Source organism: Pseudobutyrivibrio sp. MD2005 (genome assembly GCF_000621865.1).
Classification (GTDB): Bacteria; Bacillota; Clostridia; order Lachnospirales; family Lachnospiraceae; genus Pseudobutyrivibrio.
The window spans coordinates 24,135-36,576 of the sequence record NZ_KK211358.1 but is presented as its reverse complement, the minus strand read 5'-3'; the positions used below and the strand labels follow the sequence as shown (position 1 = coordinate 36,576).

The 12,442-nt window shown below is 39.8% G+C and carries 9 protein-coding genes; 1 reads left to right on the top strand and 8 read right to left on the bottom strand.

Annotated features, from left to right (window positions below):
• Positions 1-48: 48 nt before the first annotated feature.
• Genes T498_RS0109955 through T498_RS0109920 form a run of 7 tightly spaced genes read right to left on the bottom strand, consistent with a single transcriptional unit; the run spans position 49 to position 10,194 of the window.
• Positions 49-2,127, bottom strand: a complete 2,079-nt coding sequence (locus T498_RS0109955) for a cell division FtsA domain-containing protein (protein ID WP_028235774.1) — start codon at positions 2,125-2,127, stop codon at positions 49-51.
• Between the two features lie 19 nt (positions 2,128-2,146).
• A complete protein-coding gene (coaE, locus tag T498_RS0109950; RefSeq protein WP_028235773.1) occupies positions 2,147-2,737 on the bottom strand; it encodes a dephospho-CoA kinase in 591 nt (196 codons plus the stop codon).
• Between the two features lie 30 nt (positions 2,738-2,767).
• A complete protein-coding gene (gene polA, locus T498_RS15545; protein WP_036978356.1) occupies positions 2,768-5,467 on the bottom strand; it encodes a DNA polymerase I in 2,700 nt (899 codons plus the stop codon).
• Between the two features lie 21 nt (positions 5,468-5,488).
• On the bottom strand, positions 5,489-7,282 hold the full coding sequence (locus tag T498_RS0109935) for an aminopeptidase P family protein (protein ID WP_028235772.1): 1,794 nt from the start codon (positions 7,280-7,282) through the stop codon (positions 5,489-5,491).
• 5 nt (positions 7,283-7,287) lie between these two features.
• The gene (locus T498_RS16265; protein WP_051524707.1) at positions 7,288-8,718 is read right to left on the bottom strand and encodes a glycoside hydrolase family 5 protein; all 1,431 of its coding nucleotides are present in this window, start codon (positions 8,716-8,718) and stop codon (positions 7,288-7,290) included.
• A 40-nt stretch (positions 8,719-8,758) separates the two neighbouring features.
• The gene (locus T498_RS0109925; RefSeq protein ID WP_207638275.1) at positions 8,759-8,968 is read right to left on the bottom strand and encodes a hypothetical protein; all 210 of its coding nucleotides are present in this window, start codon (positions 8,966-8,968) and stop codon (positions 8,759-8,761) included.
• 8 nt (positions 8,969-8,976) lie between these two features.
• Positions 8,977-10,194 carry a 6-phosphofructokinase gene (locus tag T498_RS0109920; protein ID WP_028235770.1) on the bottom strand — a complete coding sequence of 406 codons (1,218 nt, stop codon included), beginning with the start codon at positions 10,192-10,194 and terminating at the stop codon, positions 8,977-8,979.
• Between the two features lie 53 nt (positions 10,195-10,247).
• On the opposite strand from T498_RS0109920, the gene T498_RS0109915 reads away from it, so the two are divergent.
• Positions 10,248-10,643 carry a hypothetical protein gene (locus T498_RS0109915; RefSeq protein ID WP_028235769.1) on the top strand — a complete coding sequence of 132 codons (396 nt, stop codon included), beginning with the start codon at positions 10,248-10,250 and terminating at the stop codon, positions 10,641-10,643.
• Positions 10,644-11,081: 438 nt separating this feature from the next.
• On the opposite strand, the gene T498_RS0109910 is transcribed toward T498_RS0109915, so the two are convergent.
• A complete protein-coding gene (locus tag T498_RS0109910; protein WP_028235768.1) occupies positions 11,082-12,404 on the bottom strand; it encodes an aspartate kinase in 1,323 nt (440 codons plus the stop codon).
• Between the last annotated feature and the right edge of the window lie 38 nt (positions 12,405-12,442).

The following is a 12,442-nucleotide window of genomic DNA, read 5'->3' as shown; positions in this document are numbered from 1 at the left end:
AATATCTTTCTAATTAATTTACAATATAAAGAACTGTCAATGTTCTTATTAATCATTTTGCCAGAAGCATTCAACCTTATCATTTGGATGAAGCTCATCTGCGTAGCCGCACTTTTCACCATTAATTCTAATAACAAGTGGGCGGCCATTTCCCGCATTTGGATCAAAATTGATGAGATTATAAATATCTACAAATATATAATCTTTCTTGCCTGATAATACCATATCCTTACCGTTGATATTAATAGGTAAATCTACTGTCTCTATTTTGATACGAGTGCGAGCATCTGTTGCTACTGCTGGCTCAGCCTCTGGTGCCTCATAATCCTCTGGCAATCCTTCTCCATCCTCAGCAAGGTATTCACCTGCATAGGCCACTGGAGTTGTGGTTGTCCATTCAATAGCAAAGTTTTCATATACAAGTGAGTCAAGACTAGATGGACGATTGTTAACAAGTATCTCGTATCTATCGTCGATTGAAACATCCATAAATTCCGCCAACTGCCCCACTGTATAGAATGGGCGAGTCTCGATGACATCCCCTTCTTTAATTGTGTATGTTGGTGGCTCCATAGAGCCATTTACCTCTACAAACTTTGGACATTTTACACGATGTCCACAAACATTAAAGTAGAGATATTCTGTTGTAAACTCTGTCAAATCGGCAATTGTACCTGAGCCGCCTGCTCCAACTGTAGATGGAACAAGTGTAACCTCTGCATTGAATTCGAGAGGAGTGTTGATTCCAACAGTGCGGCCATTCATTGTAACAACTGCAGATTCGCCTTCTGTTCCTCTAATCATGCGAGACACGCCATTAACTGTAAAGTTAATCTCACGTCCTCTTCTTGGGAACAGCTGCTCAGCAGCGAAGCCTGCCTGCATAGCAGCATCTACAATTGTAAGCTGACCATTATCATAAAGCTTCATCATCTCTCCATTGAAATGAATCATGATGAAGTTGTTCTTTGTCTCATAGTAGTTGAGGCAGATACCGATTGGTGTAACAAGAAGTGAATCCTTCTTAACATCATCCTCTTCGAAGATAATGTTTTTCATTACTTCTTCACCACGAAGAGCTACACGCTCTGGAACTATTTTAAGATCCTTTGCGAGAGCCTCTGTAAAGCCATGGATTTTTCCACCACCGCCAACTACAAATGCAGCTGAAACTGACTTTCCGCCGTTAAGCTCCTGAATCTTAGTAGCAACCTCAAGGGCAATCTTTTCCATAACTGGATCTGTAAGCTTCCATACATCTTCTGATTTGATAGTATGGCTGATGCCCATAATATCATCATATGTTATTTCGCCACCCTCTGTAGAGGCGCGCTTAATTGTCTCAGCGGTGGCAAAATCTACAAGGAATTCATGCACCAAAACCTCTGTAAGCTCATCGCCCGCCATTGGAATCATGCCGTATGCAATGATACTTCCATCTTTTGTAACACAGATATCGGATGTACCTGCGCCCACATCTATAAGTGCAATATTAAGCATTCTGAAATTCTGAGGAATAGCAACATTGATAGCTGCAATAGGCTCCAATGTAAGATTTGCAACTGAAAGATCTGCCTTTCCAACTGCAGAATACAATCCGTCAACAACATCCTCTGGTAAGAATGTAACAATTATATCCTCTCCAATAACATCTGCCTTATGATCCTGGATAGATGAGAATACATCTCCATTCAGATAATACTTAACTGTAGAGTAGCCTACGCAGAAGAACTTGTATTTCTTGTCCTCATCAGCTTTAAGCTCTTTTCCTGCCTGATCGATACCCATCATATCCAAAGTGTGTAAATCTTCACCAGTAACCACTGTTTCCTCTGGATATTCCATCTCAACATGAGTAGTAACTGTACGAAGTACACGACCAGCGGCAGCTATACAAACTTCTGTAAGATTAAGGCCTGTCTTAGCCTCAAGTATCTTTTTAACCTCATCACAGGTGGCGCCTACACGACCAATATCGTGAATCTGACCATCAAGCATGGCTCTAGTATCATGCTCCTTGATATCCTGCGCGATTACATGAAATTCTGCACCATCAAGATATCCAACTGTACCAATAACGTTTCTGGTACCAATATCAAGTCCAAATACAATGTCCTTCGTCTCCATAAACTGCTCTCCTCGAGAATTATTCTAAAATTTGGCGAAGCTGAAGCAACGTCTGCTCCTTATCACCACTGTTATCTATAACTCTATCAGCATGCTCCCTAAAAGAAGCATCACTACGCTGTTTCGCGATAGTATTTTTGATGCGTTCATCTGAATAGCCTCTAGATTCTTTAAGCCTTTTGGCTCTGGTATTCTCATCGGCATAAATGTACCACATCTCATCAACAAGTTTACCATATCCACATTCTATGAGCAATGCAGCTTCAAAGAAAAAATACTCTATCTTGTGCTTAGCCCGTTCATCTTCTACTTGATTTAGTACTTCTTGCTCTACTGCAGGATGAACAATTGCGTTCACCTCTGTTAAAAGCTTATCATCACTAAACATCAGCCTAGCCATAAGACCGCGATCTATTTCGCCATCAGCTCCAACAATGCTTTCAGGCCAATCTAGAGATACCACAGCATCAAAACAGGCATTGCCAGCCTTCATCAGCTCTGCCGCTACCTCGTCTGCAAGCAGAACCTTACAATTAAAATTCTCTTTCAGAAGGCGCAATACTGTGCTTTTCCCTGCGCCAACGCCTCCTGTTATACCTATAAATAACATAATCTATCTCCTGTTAACGGGATGGCTAGATTAATGAGCTTCTGCCCAATTCTTGCCAGCATTCATATCAATTTCAAGCTTAACAGCGAGATTTGCTGCATTTTCCATTTCTTCCTGTATAAGCGCCTTTACTTTTGACTTTTCGCTCTCTAAGGCTTCCACTAAAAGCTCATCGTGTACTTGAAGCAAAAGCTTTGACTTAAGATGCTCGGATAAGAGTCTGTCATGCACCTTTACCATGGCAATTTTTATGATATCTGCAGCTGTTCCCTGAATAGGGGAATTCATAGCAACTCGTTCACCAAACTGTCTTGTCATGAAGTTGGACGATGCAAGCTCTGGTATAGGGCGACGTCTGCCAAACATTGTAGTTACGTATCCCTTTTCCTTGCCATCCGCCTTAAGATTTTCAAGGAACTCATGCATCTTAGGATATGCCACGAAATAATTATCAATGTATTCCTGAGCCTCTCCACGACTTACATCGATATCTTTAGCAAGTCCAAATGCGCTGATTCCATAAACAATACCAAAGTTAACAGCCTTTGCACGTCTACGCTGTAAATCTGTAACCTCTTCAAATGGTGTGTTAAACACAAGCGAAGCTGTAGAGCGGTGGATATCCTGACCAGCCTTAAATGCATTGATAAGATTATCATCACCGGACATATGAGCAAGCACTCGAAGCTCAATCTGCGAGTAATCAGCATCTAAGAATACGTAGCCATCCTCTGGATGAAATACCTTTCTAATCTCTCTTCCAAGCTCCATTCTGATAGGAATATTTTGAAGATTAGGCTCTGTAGAACTGATTCTTCCTGTAGCTGTAACAGTCTGCATAAATGTAGAACGAACTCTACCATCAGCATCAACACATGTAGCCAAGCCATCAGCATAAGTGCTCTTAAGCTTTGCCAACTGCCTGTACTCAAGAATGTCGCTAATGATTGGATTTTCGCCAGCCAAGCTTTCTAGTACATCCGCTGCTGTAGAATAGCCCGTCTTAGTCTTCTTTCCACCTTTAATTCCTAGCTTCTCAAATAAAATAACTCCAAGCTGCTTAGGAGAATTAATATTGAACTCCTCGCCAGCTTCATTATAAATGCTTTGCTCCAGCTCTTTTATTCTCACAGAAAGCTTTTTGCCATATTCAGACAATGCATCAGCGTCCATAGCAATGCCAGCTATTTCCATATCAAACAATGTATATATAAGCGGCAGCTCGATAGTTTCGTATATATCAAGCATGCCTTCTTCTTTGATCTTATTTATAATCAGCTCATAGGCATCGTGAGCAACATAGGCATTGTAGCAAGCATACTTAACAACCTCGTCAATCAGACTATCATCCTCTAAAGCTGCTGCAAGCTTCTTCTTTCCAAACAAATCTGCCACACCTGGAATTATTTTCCCAAGCATCTCACTTGCCACATCCTCTGCGTTGTACTCGCTTTTTGTAGGATTGAGCAGATATGCCGCCACTGCAACATCACATGCTGTTGGGAAGATTACGGCTTTGCCACCGTTTTCATAAACTCCAGCTTTCTCATCATCACTAAGCAAATCATAGATAAGATGCATTGCTTTTTTCAAATCCCAAAAGCAAAGCTTCACGCCCTTACCGCTGAGTTCTATAAGCTTGTGTGCAAGATTTTCAGGTGTAACCAAGCCATTGCTTTCAATATATACTGTAGATTCCCCAACAGATAAAGCAACACCTTTGATTTTGTCAGTAGCCATTATGCTTACTCCAACAAAATCATTGCCACTCTTCTTTAAATCTTCAAAGAAAGCTTCCACTTCACTGAAATCAGAAATGTGCTTAAAAGTTTCAGATGTGTTGTCAGCAACACTTGCAGTGGTAGAATTTTCAAACCTAGGCAACAAATTCTTCAGCTCATATCTTTTGCAGAGAAGATACGCCTCTTCTGTAAAGATGTTATCTAACTTTGTACTGCCCTCTTCAAGCTCGATTGGTGCCTGCACGTTAATTGTAGCAAGCTCCTTTGATAATACTGCAATATCCCACTGCGCAGCCAAATTCTTAGAAGCTCTAGGTGGCTTCAGCTCCTCAACGTGAGCATGACACTCTTCAATAGAGCCATACTGCTGAATGAGATTTGATGCAGTCTTTTCACCAATTCCCTCAACTCCAGGAATGTTATCTGATGCATCACCCATCAGGGCCTTTATATCAATAAACTGCTTTGGAGTAACACCATAAAGTGCCTTAACATCCGCTGCATAATACTGTTCTATTTCAGTTCCTGTCTTTTTTGTCTTTGGAATGGAAATCTTTACCTTTTCAGTAGCAAGCTGGAGTAAATCTCTATCTCCCGAAACAATAGTAACATCGAAGCCTTTCTCCTCTCCAATACGAGAAAGAGTACCTAAAATATCGTCTGCTTCCCAGCCTTCAAGTGTAATAACTGGTACACCCATTGCCCTAAGCATTTCCTGAATACGTGGTATCTGCTCTTTTAGTTCAGGTAGCATAGGCTTACGAGTGCCCTTGTATGCATCAAACATTTTATGTCTAAATGTTGGCGCATGTACATCAAATGCAACTGCAAAATTGTCTGGCTTCTCCACTTCGATGAACTTAAACATCATGTTCAAAAAGCCAAAAATGGCGCCGGTGTGCTCCCCAGCGCTATTTGTAAGATCAGGCAAGCCATAGAATGCACGATTTGCAATACTATGTCCATCCATTAATAAAAGTTTGCTCATTATTATCCCTCATCAGCCACCTTAAATTTCTCTAGTTTCTTTCTTTAACCATTCATTTTCTTCATCAGACAAATATGGCTTTAATGTTTCGCGAACCATTGCATGGTACTCGTTAAGAGTCTTCTTTTCTGCCTCGGTCATCATCTCTGGAATAACTGGATCCAAATCGATAGGGCATACAGTAAGTGACTCAAAATGACGGAAATCTCCGTATTCTGTTGTCTCACCTGCAACACAAAGAAGCTCGTTTTCTATTCTTATTCCAAAGCCATCCTCGATATAAAGGCCTGGCTCATCTGTTGTAACCATACCTGGGATTAGCTCTGCCGCATTCTGTCCCTTTGGAACTCTCCAGCGGAAGTTGTTAGGACCTTCATGAACATTGAGAATATGTCCAACGCCATGACCTGTACCGCAACGATAATCAAGTCCCATATCCCATACTGGACCACGTGAAAGCACATCAAGATTAGCTCCTGTAACTCCCTTAGGGAAGTTTGCAGCCATAAGTCTAAGATGGCAGCGTAATACTGTAGTGTAATACTCCTTCATCTGCTGAGTGAGCTCTCCTAGAGCTATAGTTCTAGTAATATCTGTTGTGCCTTCAAGGTAGTGGGCGCCTGAATCAACAAGGAGGAATCCTTCTGGCTTAAGCTCTGCTTCAGCCCCTGGCTTTGCGCTGTAATGCATCATTGCAGCGTTTGGACCATAAGCTGATATTGTGCCAAATGATAAATCAAGGAAATTCTCCTGCTCGCGGCGTCTAGCCTCGTAATAATCAGAAACTGTTATCTCTGTCATTGGTACCTTACCAATGTTTTCTTTTACATATTTGATAGCCTTAGTACATGCTACACCATCTTTAATATGAGCCCATTTTGTATTCTTTATTTCTGTCTCATTTTTAACTGCACGCATAAGCTCTGATGGGTTCTTGCCATCAATAATCTTTGCAGAGCCCTTGAGCGATTTAACAATGTTGTAGTTGATAATGCTCTGGTCAAGAAGCACTCTTCTATCTGCCATATCAGCGCTTTGCATGTAATGGTATACCATATCGTATGGATATAGCTTGATACTATTGTTGTTAAGGTAGCTCATAGCTTCCTCTGGCCAATTTGTAGTATCTGTAAATAAGATTACGCTATCATCTGTGATAAGAAGGAATGACAAGAATACAGGTACGTGTTCAATATCATCTCCTCTTAAATTAAGAATATAAGCAATGTCGTACAATGATGAAACCAAATGTGCATCTGCCTTTTTCTTTTTCATCTTATCGCGGATTCGATAGATTTTAGCCTGCATGCTCTCTCCTGAGAACTCATCTGCAAGCACCCATGTAGTAGCCTTAGGAAGGGATGGTCTGTCCTCCCAAATACTATCAATCAAATCCTCTGTAGTGAATAATTCACCACCCTTTTCCTGGGCGATATCAAAATATTTAGCAGCATTCTTTGCTGAAACACATCTGCCATCAAAGCCTAAGCAGCCTCCATTTGGAAAATGCTTTTCGATAAATTCTTCAACTTCAGGAACGCCTGGCTCTCCGATACGCTCTAAAATCACTTCAGAATCTGCAATCTGCTTTGCAGCCTGCACGAAATATCTTCCATCTGTCCACAGATGAGCTTCATCCTTTGTGATGATGGCAGTACCTGCAGAACCTGTAAAACCTGTGATAAAGCTTCTTTCCTTAAAGTGTTCACCAACGTATTCTGAAGAATGAAAATCGTCAGTAGGAACAAGGTATATATCAATGCCTCTTTCCTTCATTAAATCTCTCAGCTTTGATATTTTTTCATTTGTAGTCATTATCTTTAATTCTCCGTATTACTTTTTGTTTTCTTTACATTTATTTTCTTACTGATTTTCTTTTTATCAGTGCTTTTCTTTTCCTTTTTGCTGCTCTGTGACTGAGTAGCTTCTGTGTCTTCGGACTCTTCAGAGTCTTCTGTTATTTCTTCTTCAGTATCTTCAGTATCTTCTTCATCCTCTTCATCAGCTTCTTCAAACTTAACACCTAATGAATCAACAAAGAATTTTCCCTGCTCTGTAAGGTCTTCATAATCAAAGTCTTCTGTTTTGTCGCATTCAGAACTAATGAGTGCAGAGCCCTCATCCTTGTTTGAAAGGTTCCATATGCAAGTTGACAAGCCGTATTTATCTATGATCTTTTCCCATTTAGCAGCCTCTTCTGTATCAACAGCACCGTCACCATCAGCTGATACATTGCCATATTCTGAAATAAATACTGGAAGGCCAGCATCTAAAGCTTCTGTAAGAGAACTTCTCGCACCAGACTTATGTGTTCCAGCATAAAAATGATAAGTGTACATAACGTTATCAAATTTAAGTGGATCATTTACAACAGATTGTAAATCACTTGAATACTCAGGTGTACCTACTAAAATCAATGCATCCTTATCAACATTTCTGATTACTGGAATAAGCTCTGTAGCATAGCTCTTAACATCAGACCACTTTACATCACCGTTAGGCTCGTTGCAGATTTCATAGATTACATTTTCGTTATCCTTGTACTGACGAACCATCTCGCCAAAGAACTGAATAGCTTCCGCCTTATACTCATTAGGATCGCCATCATTTAAGATATGCCAGTCAATAATCACATACATATCATTATCAGTTGCTGCTGTAACAGCCTCGTCAATAGTCTCTTTGAGCGCAGCCTGGTTCTTCTCACCTCCAACACAATAGCCATTGTAGTCGCTTGTGTACATAGCAAGTCTGATTACATTGATTCCCCATTCATCCTTAAGGGTTGCGATTGTGTCAGCGGAAACATATTCTGGATACCAGCTAAGGCCATGTGAACTAACACCTGTAAGCTGTACTAAATCTCCTTCTTCATCAACAAGACGTCCTTCTTCTACATGAAGTGGTCCATAGTAGCCCATAGTCTTTACTACTTCTGCTGTCTCTTCAGGGGCTTCTTCTTTTTCTTCCACCTCAGGCTCATCTTCTTTAACCTCTGGTAGTTCCTTGTCTTCGGTCTTTTCTTCTGTAACTTCCTGTTTGTTGTCTTTAGTCTCAACTACTTTAAGCTTAACATCGTCTTCCTTTGACTCTTCGGCAACCTCTTTTTGTTCTACATCAGTGCTAGCCACTTGCCAAGGGAATGTAACGCCTCCTTTGTAATAGCTGATTCCGAACACGCCGCCTACTATAGCCGCAGCAAGAATCAGTACCAATATAACTGTTTTAACTTTTTGCTTTTTGGATACCATAGTTATCCCCCTTTTCTGTCAACAAAGACTAATATTTTTATTAATCAAAAGTAATAGCAGCCTCGCCATTATGAGAATACTGGATATAATCGTAGAGTCTTGAACTGTTTAACAAATCAATAGCCTCTAAATCAAAATCATAGTCATGAAAATCCACTTCTTCGATGAACTTATCCAGTTCCTCATTACTCAAAGAATTAACGTATTCTTTGATTTCAATAATTGTTTTTCCTTTTAAATCGTACATCATAAACCTCTTTATCTATTAACATATACTGGCAAACCATTAGAGTATTCAAGCTTAGGCTCTCCTAAGATAAGTGGGCGAAGATATTCTAGCATATCATCTGTAACCCAATTATGATCTGCATTTATCCATTCCTTTGGAACTTCCTTAGCTTCATTTGCAATGTCATGGATCTTAGCATAATCATATTCGATAGTGTATGGGGAATTGCTTGTGCGCTTCGCAATTACCATAACTCCTGTCACACCATCCTCGGCAAACTTTACACCGTTCTTTCCAAGTAAAACAGACTCGTTAATATCTGTAAGTGAGCTAATATGGGCAGCAGCTCTTTGAAGAACATTAACTTCGATTGAACGTACCTTTACTCCGAGTCTATCCTTCACAAGATACTCAAGTGTCTTTCCTGCACCTGAAAGCTGAGCATGGCCAAAATTATCAAGAGTTCCTGTAGAAGCTGAAATATATTCTCCTGCAGCATCTCTGATTCCCTCAGAAACTGCCACAACAATATTTGTCTTCTGCTTAAGAAGTCGTGATAAATCGTTTACGAAAATTTCTGTGTTAAATGGAACCTCAGGAAGATAGATCAAATCAGGACCTGGGCAATATTCGTTTCTGGCAAGAGATGTAGCAGCTGTAAGCCATCCCGCATCACGTCCCATAACCTCGATAATGGTAACACTAGGTGAATTGTAAATCTGAGCATCATAAATAACTTCCATAGTGGTAGTTGCAATGTATTTTGCTGCCGAACCAAAACCTGGAGTATGATCTGTAACACAAAGATCGTTATCGATTGTCTTTGGTATTCCTACAAATCTAATGTGAGATTCTTTTTGTCTAGCATAGGCAGAAAGCTTATCTACTGTATCCATTGAATCATTTCCACCAATGTAGAAGAATGCGTCTATATTGTACTTTTCAAATTGTGCAAAAAGTGTATTATATATAGGGTCGTTAGATTCGACACTAGGAAGTTTAAAACGACAAGAGCCCAAGAACATTGCTGGTGTCGTCTTAAGCTTTGTAAGGAAATTAGGATCTGAATTTGCTATTTTACCTAAATCAATGATATTATCATCTTTGATACCCAGGATACCATTGATGGAGCCATAGATTTTATCATATTTTGAAGCAATTGCTCCCTCGATTACTCCAGCTAAGCTGGCATTGATTGCAACAGTAGGTCCGCCTGACTGTGCGACTATAATATTTCCCATACTTATCCTCCATTATAGTTTGCTCATAATAGTTACATTTTATCACAAGGAGACAGTACATGAACACTTTTTTATACTCTATTTTGGATTTTATAAACCGAGCACATACTTACATTCTTACTTGGAATGATGCAAACGAAGCAAATTTTAGCGATAAAGAGTTGCATTTCTTAGTTATTGGATGCCTTGGAATGTTAATGGTTTTTGTTATTCAGCCTATTTTTTCGCTTCTTGCAAAAACAGGACATGTGCTAGTAATTAGTTGGATATACGTATTCACATTGATTCTACTTTTGACATTTGCCATAGAAATCGAGCAAAAGATTACCAAGAGCGGCGTCATGGATTTTGGTGACATAGTGTTTGGTGTCTGGGGCTTCATGCTGATGTTTATGATATACGCCGTTATACGAGGTATAATAATTGGAATTTATCATTTAATAAAAGATAGATAAAATAAAAACAGGGTTCCACAAATGTGGAACCCCTTTTTATATCACATTTAATACCAATCTGTTTAAATCTCTTTCTTCAAGAAGATTCAATACCTTTCTGGCTTTAGAATACTGATACCTGCTAATCGAGATAACATAATACTGACTTGCACCATGAAAACGCGGGCGCAAGAAAAATGGAATTCGTCTAAAGGATTTCGTAAACGCAACCGACTGCTCTAGAAGCAATTCTGACGTACGATTAGAGACGATACGGTTAGTAGTTCTGCATAATACTACGTCTTTGCAAACGTTTTTGGATAGTTTTGGTTTCTTTTTCATAAGCATTAGTTAAGCCTTACAGCTCCCCCTCTGTTGACTCTCCCTTACACTATTAACGTTAGCAAATGTAACCTCTTTTTTCAAGTATATTCACAATAATTACGCAAAATATTGTGGTTAGAGTTTTGTTGTTACGAAGATATCGTATATAGCCTTTACAGCTACCTCAAAATCACGGTTCTCTACACCAATGATGATGTTAAGCTCAGAAGAACCCTGATCAATCATTCTGACGTTTACATGAGCATGGCTAAGTGCTGCGAAAATACGACCTGCAGTACCGCGTGTGCTCTTCATTCCTCTTCCAACGACAGCAATTAAAGCAAGATCAGATTCAATTTCGATAGAATCTGGTGAACAGTTTCTGTGGATAGCAGAAACTACAGCCTGCTCCTTATTGATAAACTCATCTTCATGAACTACTACTGTCATAGTATCGATACCTGAAGGCATATGCTCGATATTGATTCCGTTATCCTCAAATGCTGACAAAGCTTTTCTACAGAATCCTACCTCTGAATTCATAAGTGACTTTGTAATAAGAACTGTACAGAAGCCCTTCTTTCCAGCAATACCAGTGATAACATATTCATTTCTCTGAGCTGTGCTCTCAACAATCCATGTACCATCATCATCTGGCTTGTTAGTGTTTTTGATATTAATTGGAATACCTGCAGAGCGAACTGGGAAAATAGCATCCTCATGAAGCACTGATGCACCCATGTAAGAAAGCTCACGAAGCTCGCGGTATGTGATTGTCTGCATACCAACAGGATTCTTAACGATTCTAGGATCACAAATCAAAAATCCAGAGACATCTGTCCAGTTTTCATAAACATCAACCTTAGCAGCACCGGCAACGATAGAACCTGTCACGTCTGAGCCACCACGTGAGAATGTCTTAACCCTTCCGTCTTTTCCACAGCCATAGAAGCCAGGAATAACAGCACGTGGATGCTCACCTAATACCTTAACCAAAGTCTTCTCTGTCTTGTATGAATTAAGCTGTCCCTCTTCATTGAAGAAGATAACATCTTTAGCATCGATGAAATCATATCCTAAGTACTCAGCCATAATCTTTCCATTAAGAAACTCTCCACGGCTTGCTAAATAATCTAAAGATAAATCTTCTTTGATATCTGCTGCAATCTGTTTAAAATCCTCATCTAAAGAAAAATTCTTAAGCTCAAGACCATTAATAATCTCGTCATAACGAGCCTTAATTGCTGCAAGATTCTCTGTTACATCCTTGCCTGCTTTAGCATCTTCGTATGTACCAATAAGCATATCTGTAACCTTTGTATCCTTGCTATTACGCTTTCCTGGTGCTGATGGCACAACATATACACGATTCTCGTCAGCTCTGATGATATCCCCTACCTTCTTGAACTGACCGGCATCAGCTAGTGAACTTCCTCCAAACTTAACTACCTTTTTCATTGTGATTTCCTCTTTTACCAAAAATAATGATTACATTG